Raw genomic sequence first — 21,788 nt, 5'->3', positions numbered from 1 at the left:
ATTTCCAGATTTCTATTAAATTGGAATATATTTTTATTTCAAAAAATACTAATTTTGTATTATGACAAACAATAATCCTATAGGCGTTTTCGACTCTGGTATTGGAGGAACTTCAATCTGGAAAGAAATTCACGATTTACTTCCAAACGAAAAAACAATTTATTTAGCCGATAGTAAAAATGCTCCCTACGGTCAAAAGTCAAAGGAAGAAATTGTTGCCTTAAGTAAAAAAAATGTAGAATTTTTACTTGAAAATAATTGCAAATTAATTGTAGTAGCATGCAATACTGCAACAACAAATGCAATTTGGGAACTTCGTAATGATTATGATGTTCCGTTTATAGGAATTGAACCTGCAATAAAACCCGCAGCCAATAATTCTAAAACACAGGTTATTGGAATCCTGGCTACAAAAGGAACCTTAAACAGTGAACTGTTTAATAAAACTGCAGAGATGTTTCAGCATACTACAATTATTGAACAGGTGGGTTACGGTCTGGTTAAATTAATTGAAGATGGCAATTTATATTCTCCGGAAATGACTCAATTATTAGAGGAATATTTACAGCCTATGATTGATGCAAATATTGATTATCTTGTTTTAGGCTGCAGTCATTATCCTTATTTAATTCCGCAGATTAAAAAGATACTTCCGGATCATATCCAGATCATAGATTCTGGAGAGGCAGTAGCAAGACAGACACAAAATATTTTGCGTGAAAAAGTCGGTTTTACTGACACTCCAGAAAGTGAACCTATATTTTATGTCAATTCAAATCCAGCGGTTTTAAAATCTATTTTAGAAGATAAATATCCGGTAATTGAAAAAGACTTTTAATTAATCAAACTTTCGTTTCACAAACCAAATTCCATCTAAAGATAAATTAAGAGATATCTTATGATAATTTTCCTTAATAAGATTCTCTGATATTCTACCTCTTTGACCATAGGAATATGAAATATTTAAGGCCGAAGAAGTGTTTTCGATTGGGAGATTAATTCCAACCGAAATTGAGGCGTTGTTAACTCTTTTTCCGTCGACTTCAAGATAACCGGTATCAAAATTTGCTCCCGCAGAATACGTTATCCTGTCCCAGTACTTTCGAATATTTCTATTAGCATTAAAATAAGAAAATCCCAGGGCAAATCTGTCCTGGTTTACAAAATCCCCATAAAGATCAGACTGTTTGGTATCATTCCACAAACTTTTTTCGTAATCTAAAGTCATGTTCAAAACATTCTTAAAGCGTTTGCTGATCCCTATTCCTATTTCTAAAGGCATATAATAATCATCAACATCAGAGCCTACTTCAGACTCAATAACATTAGAAACGCCATCTGTAATTGTTTCAACAGATTGAACTTTCGATCCTTTAATTTGTGCCGGAAGTTTAAAAGTTGTTCCAATCGTTAATGTCGAATCAATTTTATACTGCGTTCCCAAAGTAGCACGAAGTCCGTTATAATCTGTTTTTTTATGAACTGTAGTAATGGAATTCAAAATAGTAAAGGTGCGGTCGTCTACAATATTTCCAAATAATAAAGCTGCAGAAGCTCCAACAGTCAGTTTTTTACCAAAACGATATCCGTATGAAAAATCAAAGTTATTTAATCCTCCAGAACCGGTTGCAGACAAATTATACGATTCCTGACTATCGGCAATAGGCAGTAAAAGATTTGAAATTTTATACGTAGAACTCGAATAAGGTTTAAGCGCAATGCTAAACCCTGAATTCTTTGTTATCGGAAAAGCAAAAGCCAAATGAGAAAACTGAAAGTTATTTCGCTTCTCTGTTTTGGATTTACTTTGATATGTTGTTCCAATGGCTTTTCCGCCAACATCAAGCATAAAATGATTTAAAGGCATAAAACCTAAAGACGCCGGATTTAGATTATTGATAAAACCTTCTGATGGCAAAGCAATTCCGGAAGATCCAATTGATGAAATCGCACCAAAATCTGCATCATACACACTTCCTAAACCATACAATGAATAGGGCGAACTCGAAATACTTTGAGAAAATGAAGTCAGCGCCATTAAAATGAAGCAGCTTACAAAAATTATTTTCTTTTTCATTTAATAGGAGAGGTAATAAATTTTTATTAGAATTTTATTTTCGGGATGTTTTTGATCTCCTAAAACAAGTCTGTTAACTGATTTAGAAATTCCGGGTAATGTTAATATCAGGGATGATCTTGAATCTGATGCTTTCAGCATTTCTTTCTGTAGAAAACTGCCAAGTGGAATGGTATAGCCTATATTTTCATTAAACTCGTCGCTTTTCTGGCTCAAAGTCCCATAAACTGCCGCTCCTGCAGCATTAAGCAAACTGCCGCTAATTCTGTTTAAATTATCGCCCACATATACTTTTAAAGAATCTGCCAGAGGATATTTATTAGAATATGAATTGTTTACAGGTTTTATGAACATTTGAGCGTCAACAATGGCTCCGTTACTTGAAATGTTTTTAAGCTGTTTTATATTCGGGAAATCAATACGGCAGGCAACTCCGGTACCAGACTGAATAAATCCTTGTTTGTTTGTTAAAGAACTTGAAAGTTTACTGGTCGAAATGGGTAAATTTTGAATTATAGTTCCTGTTTTATCGAGCGAAATAGAATTAAATTGTGTTGAAGTATTTGACATCAAAAAATCAATAAAAAAAGAATCTGCATCTGCATCGCCCTGATATTTTGAATAATACATCCGAACTTTACTGGTAGTCGTATGAAAACCTATTACACTTGATGAATTAGAACTTGAAGGAACAAGCACTAATCCTTTTAAGTATTCTGTAAGATTATCCAAACCTGTAATTTCTCTCTTTTTTATTTTTTGAAAAAGCGCATCTCCAAAATCCTTACTCATTTTAATATTAATAGAATCTTTTTCAATTGGGCGGGGTTTGTACGAAACAGTGCCCAGACTTTCGTCGCTGTAACTTAAGGTTGAGTTATTATAAAAACTGTCATCGTCTGTATTGGGTTTTACCTTTTGTATTAATCGATGAATGTCAAATTTTTGAACCTGAGTAGTATCTCCGTAATAATAGTTATCATATTTTAAAATCATTGAGATAGAATCAAAAACGAAATTTACAGCCTCAGTATCTGAACCTGAATTATTCAAGGCATAAGAACTTGCAGAAAGCTGGAAATAACTGTTTGATTTTACTTTTCCAAAAACAGGATCATCATAATTACCAACCAAAATACGGCTTTGCCCCGAAGTCACGAGCGAATCGAAATTTATAGTGGACATTTCGACTGTCAGCGTGTCGATCAGAACAACTTTATTATTCACAGCCAAATAATCAGAACCAACAACAAATTCTCCCGCATCAGTATCTGTACCGCAGGAAAATAAAGTAAAAGCAAAAACTAACATTAATAAAAACTTGCCCATAATCAATTTTTTGAGCAAATATAAAATGCAGTCTTCTGCACCACACTATAACATATACAGTCTCGCGTTTTTAGACTATAAACGGCGAAAAAACATCTACAATAGAATATCGCAAATAAATATTTCATTCGACCTTAAAAAAGGCTGTTTTGTCTATCAAAAAGACCCATACATATATCTTCTTTTTTTTAAAACCTTCTCCAACCTACTTTTGAACCAATAAATAAGTAATGAAAATAAGGTTTATAATTTGTTCGGTTTTTTTAGTGTCATTTCTAAATATGAAAGCACAGGAAAAATTTTCAGTGCAGCTGAATTTGAAAACAGAGCCTACTGACAAAATTGATTTTACTGAAACGGATATTGGTATCTCGTTCAGCAAAAAAATAAGTCCAAAAAGCCTGATAACAAATACGCTGGAATATTCAAATTTGAATCTAAACTATGATTTAGGCAGTTACGAATCGTTTGAAGATTTAGACAAGCTGCAGCTGATTAAGAACAAATTTGAATTTTCGCAGGAAGTATCAAATTCGACAAAACTGAATTTTTCAGTTACGCCGACATTCAGTTTTCAAGAAAATTTAGGTTTTTCTGATTTTACACTTTTAGGAAGTTTTGAAATAAAACAGCAGTTAAATTCAAAAACAACTTTAAGTATTGGAGCAGCAAGAACAAGTGTTTTTGGAAACCCAAAATTTCTGCCTTCAGCATCATTAAATTATAAAGTAAATGACAACGCAAATTTACTGATTGGTTTTCCGGATTCAAGGATTTCTTATTCGAATAACATAAGAAACAATTTTAGTTTAAGTAACAGCTTCAATGGAAGTTTTTACAATTTAAATATTCAGAATGAAATAGATAAAAATGCTTCAAAAGCTGCTTTATCACAAATGACAACCTCATTTGAATATGAAAGAAATGTTGACAAAAACTGGTTTTTAAATTTTAAAGCCGGATATGATTTTGACAAAAAATACAAATTAACCGACGGTGAAAATCATACCGTTTATGATTTCAACATAAGTAACGGATACATTTTAGGAATTGGCATCAAATACAAACAATAAATAAATTTTAAACACTATGAATAATCTAAAAAAAGGAATATTATTCGCAACCCTGCTTTCGAGCCTCTTTTTTATAAGCTGCAGCAATGATGACGATGATGATGATTTAGTAGGTAACTGGATTAAAAAATCAGCGTTTGACGGTCCTGCAAGATCTAGTGCAACAAGTTTTGTAATTGGAGATTTTGCTTATGTAGCAACGGGTTATACCGGAGATGAATATTTAAAAGATTTATGGGCTTACAACTCAACTGGAGATTACTGGGAGCAAAAAGCTAATTTCTCAGGTGTTGCAAGAAGTTCGGCATCTAGCTTTACATTAAATGATAAAGGTTATGTTGGACTTGGTTATGATGGAACTAACAAACTGAAAGATTTCTATCAATACGATCCATCAAGCAACAGCTGGACTCAAAAAGCTGATTTTGCAGGAACCGGTCGTTATGGTGCGGTTGGGTTTCAGGCTGGCGGAAAAGCTTATTTTGGAACTGGTTATGATGGAAATTATTTAAAAGACTTTTATCAATATGACGACCAAGCAAATACATGGACCCTTGTAAACGGATTTAGCGGTAATAAAAGACGTAATGCAACTGTATTTGTAATTTCAGATAAAGCTTATTTGGTAACTGGAGTTAACAATGGGGTTTATCAGGAAGATTTTTGGGAATTTGATCCCGCAACTGATGTCTGGACAAGAAAAAGAGATATCGATAAAGATACGGATGATGATTACACTTGGAATGATGAATATGCCATTACAAGATCTAATGCTTCTAGTTTCTCAATGAACGGATTAGGATATGTTGTGGGCGGTGAAAACATCAAAACCGTTTGGGAATACAATCCTTCATCAGATCTTTGGGAAGAAAGAACAGCTATGGAGGGCGCAACAAGAACCGATGCTGTTGGCTTTACAATTAACAACCGCGGGTTTTATATGCTAGGAAGAGTAGGTTCTACTTACTTTGACGATGCATGGGAATTTAGGCCTCAAGATGAACAAAGCGACGATGACAATTAATACTAAACAATTCTTCTGGAGTAAAATCCAGAAGAATTTATTGCTTTTGATTCTGGTTTTACAAATTGTTTCCTGTACAAAAAAGGAGGTTTTTAAAACTGAATCATTCCAAACAAATTCAGGCTGGGGATATTCGATTTCTTATAAAGATAAAATCATAATTAAACAATCGATTATTCCTGTAATAAATGATAATAAAAGTTTTTCGACAGAAAAAGATGCCTTAAAAACAGCTCATTTTGTAGTTGAAAAACTCAAACAAAACTTATCTCCAACGGTAACCAAAAATGAATTAATTTTATTAAAAATAAAATTATAAATGACACTAGATACCATTAAAAATACAAATTCAAATAAAATACTCTTTCATTTTATGATTTGGATTTTCTTTATTCTGACATCGCTGATTCAATTTTATGAAAGTCCATTTAGAATCAATAATGATTTCTATGTACAATGGGCAACGGGAATTTTGTTGTTTTATCTGAATTATTTTTACTTGGTACCTGCCCTTCTTTTACAGAAAAAATACTGGAAATATTTTCTGTTCATTTTTATTATTATCGCCGTCTTTATGATTATCAGGATTCATTATTTTATTCCTGAATTTAAACATGTAAGACCACGAATGATTCAGCCCGAAGAAATTAACCTGTTTAAGCGAAGAGGCAGAGTCATATTGGCAACGAGACACCAGCCATTGTTTTTTAAAATTGGCCCGTCGTTTTTCTATATTTTAATTATTACGATAAGTGCCGTTATTAGAACGCTGACAGAATTCTATAATAATCAGCAAAACAAATTAATCGCCGAAACACACAGAACGAATACAGAATTGATATATCTGCGTAAGCAAACCAATCCGCATTTTTTATTCAATTCATTAAACAGTATTTACTCTCTGGCACATAAGAAATCTGATTTGGTTCCTGATGCCATCGTAACCTTATCTGAATTAATGCGCTATATGCTCTACGAAACAGATAACAAAACGGTGGCTTTAGAGAAAGAAATCAATTATATTCAGAATTATATTGAGTTGCAAAAACTCAGACTTAATAATATTGAAGACATTGTAATAAATGTTCACGGCAATACCAAAAACAAGTTTATTGAGCCTTTATTATTAATTTCTTTTGTGGAAAATGCTTTTAAGTATGGAACCGATTACAAAGGTGCAACACACGTAAAAATTAAGATATTCATTTCTGAAAATGATCTGGATTTTTGGATTGAGAATACTATTGAAAATTATGAAAAAGATCCTGACAATTCAGGCATCGGACTTATAAATATCCAAAGCCGATTAGATTTACTTTATCCAAACGCACACGAACTAACTATTAATCAAGACAATCAATTTTATCGCGTTCATTTAAGTCTGAAATTAGACGAAATTAAAACGACTTAAACGTTAAATTGATACTCGAATTAATTGCGTATTTTTATGATAATTTTAAAACTTAATTCATTGGTTTAAAACTACTTTTGACTGCCAAAACAAATTTAAAAACTTAATTTTCAACAGATGAAATGTGTAATTATAGATGATGAACCTTTAGCAGTTGAACTATTAGAAGATTTTGTCAAGAAAGTAGATTCGCTTGAATTGGTCAACACTTTTAATAATGCGATCGATGCTGTTTCGTTTATCAATCAAAATAATATTGATTTGATTTTTCTTGACATTCAAATGCCGCATTTTTCAGGAATTGACTTTTTAAATACAATCGAAAAAAAACCTTTGGTAATTTTTACAACCGCTTATTCTGATTATGCCGTTGAAGGATTTAATCTTGGTGCAGTTGATTATTTAGTAAAACCAATTCCGTTTCATCGTTTTTTAAAATCGGTAGTTAGGGCACAGCAAATCAGTAACCCTGCAGCAGCTGTTCATCCAATTTCTGAAACTATTGCTACACCAGAAGTTGAACAGGATTTTATGTTTGTGAGAGCTGAATATGAAAATGTAAAAATGAATTTTTCGGATATTCTTTTTATCGAAGGGTTGAAGGATTATGTGAAAATTTACACGACAGACAATAAATTCACACTGACTTTAATCAGTTTAATAAAATTAGAAAACCTGCTTTCAAGCAAAGGATTTTCGCGAATTCACAGATCTTACATTATCAATATAAAACACGTAAAATCAATTCAAAAAAATAAAGTTTTGATTAGCGATAAACGCATTCCAATAAGTGAAAGTTATAAAAACGCTTTCTTCGAAAAAATCAATTTATAAGCTTATTAAATTCCAAAAATAAAAATTCCAAATTCCAATATTTATTGACAATACATTGAAATTTGGAATTTTTATTATTTGGAATTTATTGAATTTTATTCTTTAAACCAGCCAGAATACATTACGTAGTTGTTTGAAATACGTTCAATTTCTCCAGCAAAATCAGACTGGTCAATATCTTTTACCTTTTTGGCAGGAACGCCGGCAAAAATAGTTCCTGAAGGAACAACGGTATTTTGAGTTAAAACCGCTCCGGCTGCCACAATCGAATTGCTTTCGACAACGCAGTTATCCATTACAATAGCGCCCATTCCTATTAAAACATTGTCGTGAATTGTACAACCGTGAACAATGGCGTTATGCCCTATAGAAACATTGTTTCCTATAATTGTTGGGTGTTTTTGATAGGTACAGTGAATTATTGCACCATCCTGAATATTTACTTTATTCCCGATTTTAATAAAGTGAACATCGCCGCGAACAACTGCATTAAACCAAACACTGCACGATTCTCCAAAAGAAACATCGCCAACTATAGTTGCATTTTCAGCCACATAACAATCTTCTGGAATTGCAGGTGATTTTCCGTTTACAGATTTAATAAGCATAATAAAATTTTAATTAATTGCCGGACAGTTACAGTCGTAACGTTCCTTTCTACAAAATATATTAACTCCTAAAGTAATCTGGTGGTATCCGCCAGTATCAAATTTTACATCGCCTGTAACCTGCGAATAGGTATAAGCAAACATGAAGTTTTTAAAATTCACGCCCACAATTGGGGTAAAATATTGCAGTTTTTGAGTTGAAACTCCGCTTCCAGAGCTAAATTGAGCTCCATCAAAACTTCTTCTATAAGATAAAGCTGCCCATAAACTTCCAAAATCCAAATTCTTGTAAGCTTTCAGGTTCAAGTCAATAGATTTTTCTTTTGTCTGATCAAACAATTGGAATAAAATAGAGGGTTCCCAGGTAATATTATCTCTTTTTCCAAATACATATCCTGCGCTGAAAAGAAACTTTCTTAAATTATCACTTTCGTAATCTGTATATAATTCTCTTCTGGTTTCAAGCACACCCTGAACCGTTGCATGCGCATAAAAATCTAAATAATTATAAGAAGCTCCAAAATCTACATTAAAATAAGAGTCTTTTTGAATCGAACCAAAAACAATTGGATCAAAAGTACCACCAAATTTTGTTTCATCTAATTGATTCTGAATCAATCCTCCGCTAATACCAAAAGAAAGCTGATTTAAATCGACTTCATCTCTTGAAAACATAATATGGTGTGCATAGGTAAGCTTTACTCCTTTTTCAGAATGATATCCGTTTTTATCATTAAAAACAATAATACCGGCTCCTGAACGCTCTCCTATTCTTCCATTAAAACTTAAAGTTTGAAGTGTAGGCGCATCTTCCTGGCCAAACCATTGTTTTCTGGCTGTTAATCTAATTTTAGCACAATTTGCAGCTCCCGCCATCGAAGGGTGAATCAAGTAGTAATTATCTGATAAATAATCGGAGTAAACCGGAATTCCTTCTTGAGAATAAGTATAAAAAGTCGTTATTAAAAAAACAATTAATAACTTGATTTTTAATTTCATAGTGGCTGGCTAGTTAGTCTAATTTTTACACTCTTAACAATTTAGTACGAATTATTTGAAGAGAGTCTTAATTATTTTATTAAAAAATCAAATATAGGTAATAGTAGAAAATAACTTTAGTAAATTTGCAAAAAATTACTACCATGACAAAAATCACTATAAAGGAGACTCAAAATCCTACTATCCTAAAGTTCGAATTTGAAGATTTTATTACTCAAAATCAAAACTTTGAGTTCAAAAATATTGATGAAGCCCAAGCTTCACCATTAGCACAGCAATTGTTTTACCTGCCGTTTGTAAAAACAGTTTATATTTCAGGAAATTTTATTGCAATCGAAAGATACAGCATTGTAGAATGGAGCGATGTCCAAGAAGATGTTGCAGAGCAAATTGCTGCATTTGTAGACAAAGGCGGCGTTATCATTAAAGTTGACGAAAACAAAGCAAAAAAACAGCCTATTACGGTTTATGGAGAAACAACTCCAAATCCTTCAGCACTTAAATTTGTGGTGAGCAGAATGTTAACTAGAAATGCTGTTGAATACAAAAATATAGATCAGACCGCTTCTTCTCCGCTAGCACAGGAATTATTTAAATTTCCTTATGTAAAAGAAGTTTTCATTGATGAGAATTATATTTCTGTTACTAAATACGAAATCAACGATTGGTCTGAAATCACTTTAGAAATAAGAACATTCATTAAACAATTTATTGAAAACGGAGGAACTGTTTTAGATGAAAGTTTAATTCAGACTACTACTAAAAATGATGTTACAAAAGATGAAGCATTTGACAAATTAGATGTTACGTCTCAGCAAATTATCAATATTTTAGAAGAATACGTAAAACCGGCTGTTGCGGCTGATGGAGGAAATATTGCTTTTGATTCTTATAACGAAGAAGACAAGACTGTAAAAGTGATTTTACAAGGGGCCTGCAGCGGTTGTCCATCCTCTACTTTTACTTTAAAAAGCGGTATCGAAAATATGCTGAAAAGCATGTTGAATGATGAAGGTATTAAGGTTGAAGCTTTAAATGCATAAAAACTTTAATTGTATATAATTTTAAGCGTCTCATTTGAGGCGCTTTTTTATTTTATAATTAATTAAACGAAAATTAAATTGTTTTTCTCCAAAAATAATTAATATTGTAACCTTAACTAATCATTTTAAAACCATGGGATTATCATCATTTTTCAGCAATTTATTTGGCTCGGCAAAAGAAACAGCAGTAGATTTTGCAGATCAGGCCGAAAATACTTTTGAAGAAGTTAAAGAAGCCTCAGAACCAATACTTGATTCTGCAGCAGAATATCTGGAACAAACCAAAGATGCCGTAAGTGAATATGTCGAAAAAGCATCTGACTCTATAAATGATGTGATTGATTCAATAAAAGAAGTAATTACTGAAACTGCAAATGAGGATTATAAATTGGTTACAGAAACTGTTGTCGACGTAAGCGAAGACGGAGTAACAGATTCGGACTCTGAAGAAGAGAAGTAATACAAAGTATTTTCATATAAAAACAAAATATAGCTATATTTGCAAAAATTAATTTACCTTCTCTTTGAGAAGGTTTTTTTATTCAAAATAATATGTACATCAATCCTGAACAGTTTAGCGGTTACGCTACAAAATTCATCAATATTTTAATCGATTATTCGCCAAAATTAATATCGGCACTACTGATTTTATTTATTGGTTTATATGCCATTCGATTAATCAATAGAATAATTAGAAAAGTAATGGTTAAGAGAAATCTTGACCCAACATTAACAAAATTCCTTGCTGACATTTTATTGTGGGCGCTTCGGGTTTTATTGTTTGTGACTTTTATTTCAAAACTCGGAATCGAGACTTCTTCATTTGTAGCTATTCTGGGTGCAATGGGACTTGCGATTGGTTTATCGCTTCAAGGTTCACTTTCAAATTTTGCGGGCGGAATGCTGATTATCGTTTTCAAACCTTTTAAAGTTGGAGATACAATCGAGGCTCAGGGAGTTATTGCAACAGTTTTAGAGATTCAGATTTTTGTTACCAAAATGTTGACAGGAAATAATCAAACCGTTTTTGTTCCGAATGGCGCATTGTCAAACGGAACTATTATTAATTATTCAATGCAGGGTGAAAGAAGAGCCGATTTGACTTTCTCTGTTTCTTATGACTCTGATATTAAAAAAGCGAAAGAAGTTTTATTGGACGTTTTAAATAAAAACCCAAAGGTTCTTAAAAAGCCGGCTCCAGAGGTTTTCGTGAAAAATTTATCAGCGAGTTCTGTTGATTTCGCAGTTCGTCCCTGGGCAAAGAATATCAATTATGGCGCTGTTTTTTCTGATACTTTAGAAAATTGCAAAACAGCTTTAGACGAAGCAGGAATTTCTGTTCAGCCGTTTACCGTTCAAAAATAAAAAATAGATTATTGTTTTTTTGATGGCAGCGTCATCATAAAATCTTTTAAATAATAAGGTTCAAAATAAGCGACATCTACAGTGTCGCTTTTTTGATATTTATCAAAACTGATTTTACTCATTTCTCTTGCCGAAGGGTATTTGATTTCTTCTAAAAACACAAAGTTTTCTTTAGTTAAAACCGGTTTGCATTTCTCCGCACAATCTCCAACGAAATAAAGTTTTTCTGTATATACTGCAAAAGAATCTTCTGTAATTATCTCCGCCTGAATTGCTCTTTCAACTTTTAAATCAGCATTAAAAACCTCACTGTACACTTCCATTCTTCTCGCATCCAGCATCGGGATAATTTTTCCGTCAGAAACATTGGCTTTTGATGCTAAAGTCTGTAAAGTATCTACAGCAATTAACGGAATATTTAATGCGAAACACAGTCCTTTTGCAGCTGAAACTCCAATTCGAAGACCTGTATAAGAACCTGGCCCCTGACTTACTGCAATGGCTTTTAAATCCTGAACTGAAATACCTGATTCTGCAATAACTTCTTCAATAAAAACATGAAGCTTTTCAGCATGAGAATATCCTTCTTCAGCAATTTCTTTACAGAGAATGGTTTCTCCATTTTTTGCAATTGAGACTGAACAGTTTTTGGTAGCGGTTTCTATATTGAGAATGAAAGACAATGTAGTAAGTGTTTTTTATTAAAAAATCATCTGAAAATTGTAGTTGCAAAAATAAAGGTTAATAACCAAAATAAAAGAAATGCCACACCTAAATTTGCTAATAAAAAGCCTAAATATATGATCAGCCTTTTTTGTACTGCAAAATATTTAAATTCATCATTATAATATTTTGTCTTATAGACGCTGTAATGCACCCATATCAAATATATAATCACAACAATAAAAGCACCAAATAAACTAAAAATCATTTCTGCCGGAATTCCATGCAATGCAATGATCATACTATGGATCTACTTTTTTGGATCATCTGCTTTTTTAAGCTTTACTTTATCTCCAGAATTTAGTTCTTTAGAAACTGTTGTGTATGGCCCTGTAATTACAACATCCCCAGATTTCAATCCAGACATTACTTCAATATTCGTATCGTCCTGAATTCCTGTTTTAATAATTCTGATTTTAGCTTTGTCTCCTACTTTTACAAAAACACATTCGAATTTCTTGTCGCTTTTGGGAGCTGTTTTTTTCTCGTTCGGATCTTCAACCGTAAAATCTTTTACGGCAGTTGTATCAGATTTTACCACAACAGAACTTATCGGCACTGCTAAAACATTGTTTTTAGTTGTTGTAATAATATCAACTGTGGCCGTCATTCCAGGTCTAAAAGGTGAATATGTATCTGGCTTTCCTTCTAATAAATCCTGATATGATTCTTTTAAAATACGAACTTTTACTTTGAAATTCGTAACCTGATCGGATGTTAAGGTTGTACTTGCAGAATTTGAAATACTGGTTACAACACCTTTAAATTTCTTTTTTAAATAGGCATCGACTTCAACATTTGCTTCGTCTCCAATTTTAATTTTTACAATGTCATTTTCATTTACGTCTACTTCAACTTCCATGTTATTAAGATTCGCAACTCTTAAAAGCTCCGTTCCGGCCATTTGCTGCGTTCCTAAAACACGTTCTCCTAATTCAACATTCAGTACCGAAATTGTACCGTCTGCAGGAGCATAAATTGTGGTACGTCCTAAATTGTCTTTTGCTTCATTTACAGAAGCAGAAGCACTCTGAACGTTATAGTAAGAAGATTGTCTTGTTGCTTTTGCTACTTCAAAAGAAGCGATCGACTTATCCCAATCCGATTTTGAAATAACCCCTTTATCATATAAGGTTTTATTTCGCTCGTAATTGGCTTTTGCTTCTTTAAAACTAGCTTCAGATTGTGTTAAACCTGCCTTTGTTCCAGATAAATTAGAAACAGAACGATTGTAGCTGGATGTATACAAATCAGGGTTTATTTTAACTAATAAATCTCCTTTTTTTACAACCTGCCCTTCTTTTACATTTAACAAAATAATCTCTCCAGAAACTTCAGGTGAAATTTTTACTTCAATTTCCGGCTGGATTTTTCCTGTGGCCGATACCGTTTCAACAATTGTTGAAGCAATTACTTTTGAAGTTTCAACTTCTTTTCCTTCTTCTTTCTTTCCTATTACTCCTTTGTATACTATTAATGCTATAATAAGAACTACGGCTATACCAACTAAGAAGTAAACTGTTTTTTTTGACATAATAATTATTTTGTAATAATTGGAACAATTGGAATTCCGAAATAAAATTCAAGTATTTTAATTTTAAACATGTAATCATATTTCGTTCTGATAACATCAGATTGTGCATTTGTCAGCAAAGTTTGAGCTTGTGTAAAATCAAATGAATTCATTAAACCAACATCGTACTTTTCTTTGGCATAATTGTATGCCTGCTGTCTTGCTTCTAAAGTAATCGTTGAAGATTCATAAGTATTTAAAGCTCCTTTTGCATCTGTAAATGCCGTATAAACGTTACGTTGCAAATCTAAACTTTTTTGTTCTAAATCTATTTTAGATTTCTCTAAACTTACTTTGTTTCTTTCAACATTGTTTCTCGTAGAGAAGCCATTAAATATTGGAACCGAAAGCTGTAAACCAAAAGACTGCCCTTTATTATCATCAAACTGGTCTAAAATTGGTGCCGCATTTCCTAAAACAGAGCTATAATTATCACGTACTACAGGTTGATTTGTTCCTTCAACATATCCAATTTGCTGAGTAGGATTTGCTGTATTTAAAGTCGATCCCGTAATAATATCAGAATAACTTGCTCTTGTGTTAAAGTTATAGAAAGCGCTTAATGTAGGCTGGTAAGCTCCACGTGCTATTGCAACATTTTTTTCTGCAATTTCAAGATTCGTCTGTGCTAGTTTTAACTCTGTTCGTGTTTCTTTAGCTTTATTATAAATATCAATTGGACTTTGCGCCATGATATTATTTTCATCCTGTAAATTGGTGTTATCAATTACGTCAAAATCTGCAAATTCTTTTAATTGTAAAAGCTGAGCTAAACTTAATTTCGAAATTAATAAATTGTTTTCCGAAACTGTAATATTTTGTTTATCTGTAGCTACAGTCGCTTTTAAATCGAATAAATCACCACGCGGAATTGTTCCGGCATTTACCATTTCTTCAGAACGAGCATAACGTTTTTCATCAATTGCTAACTGCTCTTTTTTTACTTTTAAATCCTCTTTATTTGACAAAATCTGTAAAAAAGCGCTGGCAACATTTAACGAAATATCTTCCTGCATTTTCAATAATTGATATCTTGAAGCTATAATAGAAAGATTTGCTTTTCGCAATGTGTTTTGATTTTGAAGTCCTTTGTAAATATCAACTCCAACAGAAGCTCCAATAGATGAATATTGTGTAGTTTGGTTTTCAAGCAAACCTGTTGTAATATTTTGGTTCAAACCAATATTCCAAGAGTGTGAAGCATTTGCATTAACTGCTGGAAGATAATTGCCTATCGCACTTTTTTTATCAATCGCCGCAGTTTTCAAATCTAACTCTGTCAGCTTTATTGTAATATTATTCTCTAATGCGTATCTCACACATTCTTCCAGTGTCCATTGTTTTGATTGCGCGTGTCCGGCTAATCCAAATCCAAACAACATAGCAAAAACAAGACTATTATATTTATTTATTTTCATATATTTTGAATGAAAGCGCAGTTAACCAAACTACGCAAATTTAACATTTTTAAAACCAAAAAACCCTTTACAATTTCAAATTACTTTTTCTCTTCTTTCTCGTCAATTAAACCCTGATTCCAGATTTTAATTTTATCTGTATTTTTGATTCCGCTTTTAACCTGAACGTAAATTCCGTCGCTTACACCCAAAACTAGATCTCTTCTTTCAAATTTTTGAGGTGCTGTTTCAACTTCAACGTATGGTTTTTGAGTTTTTTTGTCAAATTGAACTAATGATTCTTTTATAGCCAGAACTTTATCGGCTTTTTCAAGAATAATAGATGCATTTGCACTTAAACCGGCTCTAATAAATGTATCATCCCTATTTTCTAATCTTGCTTTTATTTCAAACTGAATTGCTCCGTTTTCTACAACTCCTTTTGGTGCAATATCCGTTAAAACGGCTTCGAATTTTTTATTTTCAATAGCCCCGACAGTAATTTCAATTGCCATTTTTTCTTTGATTTTTCCAACCTCAGATTCGTCAATTTTTCCAATAAAAATCATTCTTCCAACATCGGCAACACTTGCAATTGTTGTTCCTTCGTTGAAATTATTACTTTCAATAACCTGGTTACCCACTTTTACAGGAACCTGTAAAACCATTCCGTTTACTGTTGAACGAATTAAGGTATTAGCATAATTTCCTAATGAAGTCGTTGTACCTGTTTTTACAATATCTAAGTTTTGTTTTGCAGCCAGATACGTTTGTTTTGCTTGTTTGTAAGCGACTTGTGCTGCATCAAAATCATTGGCAGAAATTACATCTTTATCAAAAAGCGTTTTTTGTCTCTGAAAGATTTTCTCCTGATTGTCTAATGCAATTTTTGCAGTCTGCACCTGATTTTGAGTACTGCTTACATTAGAAACATTAGCCACAACTCTAATTTTAGCAATCATATCTCCTGCCTTAATTTTTTCTCCCGCTTTGATATAAACCTGTTCAATAATACCTGAAATATTTGGTTTGATTAATACCTCTTCATCAGGCTGAATATTACCAGTCGCAATTGTATTTTTTACGATTGTTTTAATCTCTGCTTTTTCCGTTTTAAAAACAATTGGCGATTCTTGATTCTTTGCGTATAAATAATAAAGCGCGCCAAAAAAGACTATAGCAATTAAAATTAAAATGGTTACGGTTACTCCTTTTTTCATTTTGTTTTTTAGTTTAATCGATTATTTTTTTGATTGATAATTTTATTCTGTTCGCAAAGCATCTACAGGCTTTACATTAATTGCGGTCTGCGCCGGAATAAATCCTGCCAGCAAACCAGATCCTACTAATATTATTAAGGCAACAAATACAACTCCTAAGTCAACACTTGGGTTGGCAAACATGGTATCATTGCCGGGGGGCATCGAATCTAACGCCAAATTTAAGAGGGCTATAATTCCCGTTGCCACGGCTATACCAAACATTCCTGAAATGATCGTTAAAAATATAGATTCAGATAAAATCTGACTGCGAATTGCTCCCGGAGTTGCTCCTAAAGCTCTTCTTATTCCTATTTCTTTTGTACGTTCTTTAACTACAATCAACATAATGTTTGAAATTCCGATAACACCCGAAATCAAAACTAATGTTCCCACAAAATAGGCAATGATTTTCAAGATATTAAACAAACTCTGCACTTTGTTAAACTGCTCGTACAAATCAAAATTTCCTACTGCTCTGTCATCTGCAGGATTTATGGAATGAAGCCCTTTTATAATTTCTAAAATCTTAGGTTTCAAATCGGTAATAGAAGTTTCATCTTTTGCCGTAAGCGCCATCCATCCTACTTTATCTCCATAATTAAAAGCTTGCTGAAAAGTCGTAAACGGGATAAAAATATTTTTTTGTTCCTGCTCTGCATTTCCGCCTTGCTGTTTAGACTTATAAACTCCGACAACCATGAAGTTGATGCCGTTAATTTTGATATAAGTTCCAACAGCTTCTTCTTCTTTTCCGTAAAGTTCGCTGATAACTCCTTTACCAATTATGGCCACTTTTCTTTTATCCAGAATATCCTGCTGGTTTATAAATCTGCCGTTTATAATATCCATTGGCTGTTGTTTAATCAGCTCCGGATAATCTCCATAAATGGTAAAAGCAGAAGTTTTTGTCCCTCGAACCACATTATTTGTTCCGTTAAAATCTCCTAACTGATTTCTTGGCGAAACATATAACAAATCAGGCAAAGCCGCTTTTAAAGCCGCTACATCACTATTTCTAAAATCATAACGACGTGTTTTTGGCAGCCCTTTATAGGCTTTAGAGGTTGTCTGGCTCCACATAAACATAGTATTTGTGGCGATTCCGTCAAAACCTTTTTTGATTCCATTTTCCAAACCATTACCGGCCGCAAGCAAAATCACCAAAATAAAAATTCCCCAAAATACACCAAAAGCAGTCAGAATAGTTCTGAAGGGATTCGCCGTTAAGGCCTGTAAAATTTCATCCCAATTATCTTTTTTAAACATGATTATTCGTCTCTAAGTGCTACAATAGGTCTAATTTTGGCTGCTCTGTATGCGGGAAAAAACCCTGCAACGGCACCGGCAAATACAAGTAAAAATAGTGTCGTTAAAGCCACACTAAAATCTACTTCGGGATTTCTAAAATATTCACTCTGAACCATCGGCCCAACTAATTCTAATAACAACAAACTCGCTAAAAGTCCAGTAAAACCTGCTATTGTTGTAATAAAAATGGATTCGTGAAGTATCATCGAAATAATAGAAAAAGGCGATGCACCTAAGGCTTTTCTAATTCCAATTTCTTTGGTTCTTTCTTTTACAATAATCAGCATGATATTACTTACACCTACAACTCCGGCGATAATAGTACAAATCCCAACCCACCAGAAAAATAATCTGATGTATAAGTTTAAATCGTAAAACTGTTTGGCATCTTTAACCGAGTTATAGGCATTTATTCCGCCGTCGTCATCCGGAGCTACAACATTTTTACTTTTCAATAATTCCTTTAATTCTTTAGTAAATTTTTCAGATTGAGCTAAAGCTTCATCATAATTATCAGTTTTTTTTAAAGTAAAAAAGATGTTACTGATTTTGTCGCCGGCACCAAAAGTTCTTTGCACAGTTGTCAATGGCAGATAAGCTCTTGCTTCTTCTCTTTCTCCTCCCGGATCTGTAAAAATTCCAATCACTTTAAAACTGATATTGTTGATTAGAATCTCTTTTCCAAGAGCGTCCTTGTCTTTAAACAAATCTGTTTTTATTTTCATCCCGATCGTTGCGACTTTTTCGTTATTTTCTAAGTCTTTACTATTTACATATCGTCCCTGAACTATCGTAAGGTTTTCAATTCCGCCATAATCAGGATTAACACCTCTATACTGATAATTTCCATTTTCCTTACCGTAAGCAAATTGTGCTCCCCAATAATTTTGTGTTGAAGCTCTTAAATCTAATTTATCCTCAAATTTTTGAACGGATTGATTATAATCGCTATTTCTAAACTGAATCTGTCTTCCAGGATTCAATCCTTTATACTCTTTTGTGGTCGTACCAGACCAAACCTCAATAATTCCGGCGGCATCACGTTCGAATTGTTTTTCAATACCATTTTGAAGCCCTTTCCCGGCTCCAAGCAAAATCACCAAAATAAAAATTCCCGACGCTACCGAAACTCCTGTCAGAAATGTTCGGAGTCGGTTTTTGGAAATTGCATCAAATATTTCCTGCCAACGCTCAATATTAAACATAAGATGAAGCTCTAACTTGTTCTACTAATTTATCATCGATAATTAATCCATCTTTCAGGACCACATTTCTTTTGCACATTGCGGCAATATCAGGTTCGTGTGTAACGATCAAAATTGTTTTTCCTTCATCGTTAATTCCTTGAATAAGTTCCATAACTTCATAAGAAGTTTTAGTATCCAATGCTCCTGTTGGCTCATCAGCAAGCAAAACTTTCGGGTTCGAAGCCAACGCTCTTGCAATTGCAACACGTTGTTTCTGCCCTCCTGAAAGTTCATTAGGTAAGTGATGTGAATGTGAACCCAGACCTACTTTTTCAAGATATTTCATTGCAATATCGTAACGCTCTTTTCTTTTTACACCTTGATAATACAATGGCATAGCTACGTTATCTAATGCTGATTTATAGTTTATCAAATTAAAAGATTGAAAAACAAAACCTAAAAACTTGTTTCTGTATTTTGAAGCTAAGGTTTCGTTTAATTTTTTAATTGGTGTTTTGTCTAAAGTATAACTACCCGAATCGGCCTCATCAAGAATTCCTAAAATGTTAAGAAGAGTCGATTTTCCAGATCCTGATGATCCCATAATCGCTACTAATTCTCCTTCTGCAATATTAAAATTTATCCCTTTCAACACATGCAACTCCGAACTCCCCATTTTATAGGATTTATGTAAATCTTTAATTTCGATCATGGTATTGTTAAATTTTTAAAACAATAATAATATATTTTATAAGTAAATTATGATAATAAAACGTTAATAATTGTGTTTCATTATCTAAATAAGACGGCAGTTATTATCAAATGTTACACTTTATCAAGATAATTTAATTGTTTTCTTAATTTTGCTACACTTAAAAAAATCATTACTTATGAAATTTTTTTCCATAATCTCAGTGTTTGCGGTAACTGCCACATTCTTCAGCTGTTCAACTTCTCAAAAATTAGAAACTTTAAAACCAGAACCAGATGACGCAAGTCCGTTAATTTATGATGCTAATCCTTCATTTATAAATCTGCCTATTACGGTAAAACTGAATGATATTGAAAATCAAACCAATACTCTCTTAAACGGATTGATTTATGAAGACAATGATATTGAAGATGACGATATTGAAATAAAAATCTGGAAACAGGCTCCTATAAAAATTCAAAATGATCCTGCTAATCCGGATAAAAAGATTAAAACGATTCTTCCGTTAAAGGCGAATATTAAATACCGAATTGGAACAAAAAAAATGGGTATTGAACTTTACGATACGAGAGAATTTAATTTAAATGGTATTATTACATTATCCAGTGATGTTGCTTTAACGAATTGGAAATTAAATACTAAAACCGAATTCAAATCTTTAGACTGGAACGAAAGTCCAACAATGACGGTTTTTGGAAAAAATATGCCGATTACGTATTTGATTAATCCGGCAATCTCTATTTTTAAATCTAAACTGGAGCATAAAATTGATGAGGCAATCGAAAAATCTATGGATTTTAAACCGAATGTTTTATCGGCTTTAGAAAAAATCTGTACGCCTTTTCAAATGAGCGATACTTATGAAAGCTGGTTAAGAATTGTTCCTGTTGAAGTTTATTCTACAAACGCAAAACTGAAAAATGATTCTTTTTTACTCGAAATGGGAATGAAATGCAATATGGAAACTATTGTAGGCAAACAGCCGGAATCTAAGTTTAATGCAAGTAAAATTGTTTTGAAACCGGTTACCAAAATCCCAAATCAGATTTCGGCAAATATTGCAGCTATTTCAAGTTATATAGATGCTTCAAAAATTATGACGAAGAATTTTGCCGGACAGGAATTTGGTTCCGGAAGCAAAAAAGTAACGGTTAAAAATGTTTCAATCTGGCACAAAAACGGAAAAATGATTATTGCGCTTGATGTTCTGGGTTCTATAGACGGAACACTTTATTTAAACGGAATTCCACAATATAATGCGCAGACTAAAGAAATTTATTTCGACAAACTAGATTATGTTTTAGATACCAAAAGCAAATTAATGCGAACTGCAAACTGGCTTGCGCAAGGTTTTGTATTAAGAAAAATGGAAGAAAGCTGTAGATATTCGATACAGCCCAATTTAGAAGAAGGTAAAAAAAGTATGGCCGCTTATCTTAAAAATTATTCTCCAATGCCGGGCGTTTTTGTAAACGGAAAAATGGACGATATTCAGTTTGACAAAATCCAATTAACAAATCAGGCGATTATCGCTTTTATCAAAATAAACGGAACTGTGAATGTCTCCGTTAATGGGTTGAAATAAAAAAAATGCAGTATATTATACTGCATTTTTCTTTTTAGATCGGTACATCTTATAAATAAGAAAACCAATTATGGCTACAAGTAAATACGGAATTATCATTAAAAAAACGATTCCGTCATTTACAGCTTCTGCTTTTTTTATGTTAGAATCTCCTGCAAGTGCGGCGCGGCACATAGCACATTGGGCGTTTGTACTCAGAGAATAGAATATAGAGAATAGAATATAGATATACTTTGACGAAAAAAAGTTTTTCATATTATTGCTATTTTCTTGAATTC

General features: G+C 32.8%; 22 protein-coding genes. 10 read left to right on the top strand and 12 right to left on the bottom strand.

Annotated elements, in window-relative coordinates:
- The first annotated feature begins 61 nt into the window (after positions 1–61).
- Positions 62–838 carry a glutamate racemase gene (murI, locus tag ASD98_RS11390; RefSeq protein ID WP_056204534.1) on the top strand — a complete coding sequence of 259 codons (777 nt, stop codon included), beginning with the start codon at positions 62–64 and terminating at the stop codon, positions 836–838.
- On the opposite strand, the gene ASD98_RS11385 is transcribed toward murI, so the two are convergent.
- Together ASD98_RS11385 and ASD98_RS11380 are read right to left on the bottom strand one after the other, a co-directional pair.
- The gene (locus ASD98_RS11385) at positions 839–2,077 is read right to left on the bottom strand and encodes a hypothetical protein (protein WP_056204532.1); all 1,239 of its coding nucleotides are present in this window, start codon (positions 2,075–2,077) and stop codon (positions 839–841) included. It abuts the gene before it with no gap.
- Positions 2,078–3,406: a DUF4270 family protein gene (locus ASD98_RS11380; RefSeq protein WP_056204526.1), complete on the bottom strand. Its 1,329-nt coding sequence runs from the start codon at positions 3,404–3,406 to the stop codon at positions 2,078–2,080.
- 281 nt (positions 3,407–3,687) lie between these two features.
- On the opposite strand from ASD98_RS11380, the gene ASD98_RS11375 reads away from it, so the two are divergent.
- The 5 genes from ASD98_RS11375 (at position 3,688) to ASD98_RS11355 (ending at position 7,748) form a co-directional block, all read left to right on the top strand.
- On the top strand, positions 3,688–4,479 hold the full coding sequence (locus ASD98_RS11375) for a DUF6268 family outer membrane beta-barrel protein (RefSeq protein WP_242412100.1): 792 nt from the start codon (positions 3,688–3,690) through the stop codon (positions 4,477–4,479).
- A 16-nt stretch (positions 4,480–4,495) separates the two neighbouring features.
- Entirely contained in the window at positions 4,496–5,503 is a 1,008-nt protein-coding gene (locus ASD98_RS11370; protein ID WP_056204519.1) for a kelch repeat-containing protein, read from the top strand.
- Positions 5,493–5,822, top strand: coding sequence for a DUF4907 domain-containing protein (locus tag ASD98_RS11365; protein WP_056204516.1), 330 nt, complete (start codon positions 5,493–5,495; stop codon positions 5,820–5,822). Before ASD98_RS11370 ends, ASD98_RS11365 begins: the two co-directional genes overlap by 11 nt.
- Positions 5,823–6,914: a sensor histidine kinase gene (locus tag ASD98_RS11360; protein ID WP_056204515.1), complete on the top strand. Its 1,092-nt coding sequence runs from the start codon at positions 5,823–5,825 to the stop codon at positions 6,912–6,914.
- Positions 6,915–7,031: 117 nt separating this feature from the next.
- The gene (locus ASD98_RS11355; protein ID WP_056204514.1) at positions 7,032–7,748 is read left to right on the top strand and encodes a LytTR family DNA-binding domain-containing protein; all 717 of its coding nucleotides are present in this window, start codon (positions 7,032–7,034) and stop codon (positions 7,746–7,748) included.
- Between the two features lie 95 nt (positions 7,749–7,843).
- On the opposite strand, the gene ASD98_RS11350 is transcribed toward ASD98_RS11355, so the two are convergent.
- Positions 7,844–8,356, bottom strand: a complete 513-nt coding sequence (locus ASD98_RS11350) for a gamma carbonic anhydrase family protein (RefSeq protein ID WP_056204513.1) — start codon at positions 8,354–8,356, stop codon at positions 7,844–7,846.
- 9 nt (positions 8,357–8,365) lie between these two features.
- Positions 8,366–9,355, bottom strand: a complete 990-nt coding sequence (locus tag ASD98_RS11345; RefSeq protein ID WP_056204510.1) for a type IX secretion system membrane protein PorP/SprF — start codon at positions 9,353–9,355, stop codon at positions 8,366–8,368.
- A 143-nt stretch (positions 9,356–9,498) separates the two neighbouring features.
- Between ASD98_RS11345 and ASD98_RS11340 the strand changes: the two genes are divergently transcribed.
- From ASD98_RS11340 to ASD98_RS11330, 3 genes are all read left to right on the top strand, one after another.
- Positions 9,499–10,398: a NifU family protein gene (locus ASD98_RS11340; RefSeq protein WP_056204508.1), complete on the top strand. Its 900-nt coding sequence runs from the start codon at positions 9,499–9,501 to the stop codon at positions 10,396–10,398.
- Between the two features lie 133 nt (positions 10,399–10,531).
- On the top strand, positions 10,532–10,858 hold the full coding sequence (locus ASD98_RS11335) for a YtxH domain-containing protein (protein ID WP_056204505.1): 327 nt from the start codon (positions 10,532–10,534) through the stop codon (positions 10,856–10,858).
- A gap of 92 nt (positions 10,859–10,950) precedes the next feature.
- The gene (locus tag ASD98_RS11330; protein ID WP_056204502.1) at positions 10,951–11,763 is read left to right on the top strand and encodes a mechanosensitive ion channel family protein; all 813 of its coding nucleotides are present in this window, start codon (positions 10,951–10,953) and stop codon (positions 11,761–11,763) included.
- An 8-nt stretch (positions 11,764–11,771) separates the two neighbouring features.
- Here ASD98_RS11330 and tsaB read toward each other — a convergent pair whose 3' ends face one another.
- The 7 genes from tsaB to ASD98_RS11290 form a co-directional block, all read right to left on the bottom strand.
- On the bottom strand, positions 11,772–12,446 hold the full coding sequence (gene tsaB / locus ASD98_RS11325) for a tRNA (adenosine(37)-N6)-threonylcarbamoyltransferase complex dimerization subunit type 1 TsaB (protein WP_056204499.1): 675 nt from the start codon (positions 12,444–12,446) through the stop codon (positions 11,772–11,774).
- 290 nt (positions 12,447–12,736) lie between these two features.
- The gene (locus ASD98_RS11315) at positions 12,737–14,020 is read right to left on the bottom strand and encodes an efflux RND transporter periplasmic adaptor subunit (protein ID WP_056204492.1); all 1,284 of its coding nucleotides are present in this window, start codon (positions 14,018–14,020) and stop codon (positions 12,737–12,739) included.
- Positions 14,021–14,025: 5 nt separating this feature from the next.
- Positions 14,026–15,477 (bottom strand): TolC family protein, encoded by a 1,452-nt coding sequence (locus ASD98_RS11310; RefSeq protein WP_056204488.1) that lies wholly within the window; start codon positions 15,475–15,477, stop codon positions 14,026–14,028.
- Between the two features lie 80 nt (positions 15,478–15,557).
- Positions 15,558–16,676 carry an efflux RND transporter periplasmic adaptor subunit gene (locus tag ASD98_RS11305; protein ID WP_056204485.1) on the bottom strand — a complete coding sequence of 373 codons (1,119 nt, stop codon included), beginning with the start codon at positions 16,674–16,676 and terminating at the stop codon, positions 15,558–15,560.
- Between the two features lie 42 nt (positions 16,677–16,718).
- Positions 16,719–17,984 (bottom strand): ABC transporter permease, encoded by a 1,266-nt coding sequence (locus ASD98_RS11300; protein ID WP_056204482.1) that lies wholly within the window; start codon positions 17,982–17,984, stop codon positions 16,719–16,721.
- Positions 17,985–17,986: 2 nt separating this feature from the next.
- On the bottom strand, positions 17,987–19,231 hold the full coding sequence (locus ASD98_RS11295; RefSeq protein WP_056204479.1) for an ABC transporter permease: 1,245 nt from the start codon (positions 19,229–19,231) through the stop codon (positions 17,987–17,989).
- Positions 19,224–19,925: an ABC transporter ATP-binding protein gene (locus tag ASD98_RS11290; protein ID WP_056204476.1), complete on the bottom strand. Its 702-nt coding sequence runs from the start codon at positions 19,923–19,925 to the stop codon at positions 19,224–19,226. Before ASD98_RS11290 ends, ASD98_RS11295 begins: the two co-directional genes overlap by 8 nt.
- A 178-nt stretch (positions 19,926–20,103) precedes the next feature.
- Between ASD98_RS11290 and ASD98_RS11285 the strand changes: the two genes are divergently transcribed.
- Positions 20,104–21,510, top strand: coding sequence for a DUF4403 family protein (locus ASD98_RS11285; protein ID WP_056204473.1), 1,407 nt, complete (start codon positions 20,104–20,106; stop codon positions 21,508–21,510).
- A gap of 15 nt (positions 21,511–21,525) precedes the next feature.
- Here the strand turns inward: ASD98_RS11285 and ASD98_RS11280 are convergent, their stop codons facing one another.
- On the bottom strand, positions 21,526–21,765 hold the full coding sequence (locus tag ASD98_RS11280; RefSeq protein ID WP_369814766.1) for a hypothetical protein: 240 nt from the start codon (positions 21,763–21,765) through the stop codon (positions 21,526–21,528).
- Positions 21,766–21,788 lie beyond the last annotated feature (23 nt).

The sequence above is a fragment of the Flavobacterium sp. Root186 genome, from assembly GCF_001428525.1.
In the GTDB taxonomy this organism is placed as follows: Bacteria; Bacteroidota; Bacteroidia; order Flavobacteriales; family Flavobacteriaceae; genus Flavobacterium.
Note: the sequence above shows the minus strand (reverse complement) of the source record. Positions and strands in the feature narration are given on the sequence as shown.

What these genes read in the sequence shown, in the direction of transcription:
- ASD98_RS11310 (WP_056204488.1), bottom strand. Translation starts at nt 15,477, where the DNA reads ATGAAAATAAATAAATATAATAGTCTTGTTTTTGCTATGTTGTTTGGA.
- ASD98_RS11345 (WP_056204510.1), bottom strand. Translation starts at nt 9,355, where the DNA reads ATGAAATTAAAAATCAAGTTATTAATTGTTTTTTTAATAACGACTTTT.
- ASD98_RS11330 (WP_056204502.1), top strand. Translation starts at nt 10,951, where the DNA reads ATGTACATCAATCCTGAACAGTTTAGCGGTTACGCTACAAAATTCATC.
- ASD98_RS11385 (WP_056204532.1), bottom strand. Translation starts at nt 2,077, where the DNA reads ATGAAAAAGAAAATAATTTTTGTAAGCTGCTTCATTTTAATGGCGCTG.
- ASD98_RS11360 (WP_056204515.1), top strand. Translation starts at nt 5,823, where the DNA reads ATGACACTAGATACCATTAAAAATACAAATTCAAATAAAATACTCTTT.
- ASD98_RS11335 (WP_056204505.1), top strand. Translation starts at nt 10,532, where the DNA reads ATGGGATTATCATCATTTTTCAGCAATTTATTTGGCTCGGCAAAAGAA.
- ASD98_RS11365 (WP_056204516.1), top strand. Translation starts at nt 5,493, where the DNA reads ATGACAATTAATACTAAACAATTCTTCTGGAGTAAAATCCAGAAGAAT.
- ASD98_RS11315 (WP_056204492.1), bottom strand. Translation starts at nt 14,020, where the DNA reads ATGTCAAAAAAAACAGTTTACTTCTTAGTTGGTATAGCCGTAGTTCTT.
- ASD98_RS11305 (WP_056204485.1), bottom strand. Translation starts at nt 16,676, where the DNA reads ATGAAAAAAGGAGTAACCGTAACCATTTTAATTTTAATTGCTATAGTC.
- ASD98_RS11300 (WP_056204482.1), bottom strand. Translation starts at nt 17,984, where the DNA reads ATGTTTAAAAAAGATAATTGGGATGAAATTTTACAGGCCTTAACGGCG.
- ASD98_RS11290 (WP_056204476.1), bottom strand. Translation starts at nt 19,925, where the DNA reads ATGATCGAAATTAAAGATTTACATAAATCCTATAAAATGGGGAGTTCG.
- ASD98_RS11355 (WP_056204514.1), top strand. Translation starts at nt 7,032, where the DNA reads ATGAAATGTGTAATTATAGATGATGAACCTTTAGCAGTTGAACTATTA.
- ASD98_RS11370 (WP_056204519.1), top strand. Translation starts at nt 4,496, where the DNA reads ATGAATAATCTAAAAAAAGGAATATTATTCGCAACCCTGCTTTCGAGC.
- ASD98_RS11375 (WP_242412100.1), top strand. Translation starts at nt 3,688, where the DNA reads ATGAAAGCACAGGAAAAATTTTCAGTGCAGCTGAATTTGAAAACAGAG.
- ASD98_RS11350 (WP_056204513.1), bottom strand. Translation starts at nt 8,356, where the DNA reads ATGCTTATTAAATCTGTAAACGGAAAATCACCTGCAATTCCAGAAGAT.
- ASD98_RS11380 (WP_056204526.1), bottom strand. Translation starts at nt 3,406, where the DNA reads ATGGGCAAGTTTTTATTAATGTTAGTTTTTGCTTTTACTTTATTTTCC.
- ASD98_RS11295 (WP_056204479.1), bottom strand. Translation starts at nt 19,231, where the DNA reads ATGTTTAATATTGAGCGTTGGCAGGAAATATTTGATGCAATTTCCAAA.
- ASD98_RS11340 (WP_056204508.1), top strand. Translation starts at nt 9,499, where the DNA reads ATGACAAAAATCACTATAAAGGAGACTCAAAATCCTACTATCCTAAAG.
- murI (WP_056204534.1), top strand. Translation starts at nt 62, where the DNA reads ATGACAAACAATAATCCTATAGGCGTTTTCGACTCTGGTATTGGAGGA.
- ASD98_RS11285 (WP_056204473.1), top strand. Translation starts at nt 20,104, where the DNA reads ATGAAATTTTTTTCCATAATCTCAGTGTTTGCGGTAACTGCCACATTC.
- ASD98_RS11280 (WP_369814766.1), bottom strand. Translation starts at nt 21,765, where the DNA reads ATGAAAAACTTTTTTTCGTCAAAGTATATCTATATTCTATTCTCTATA.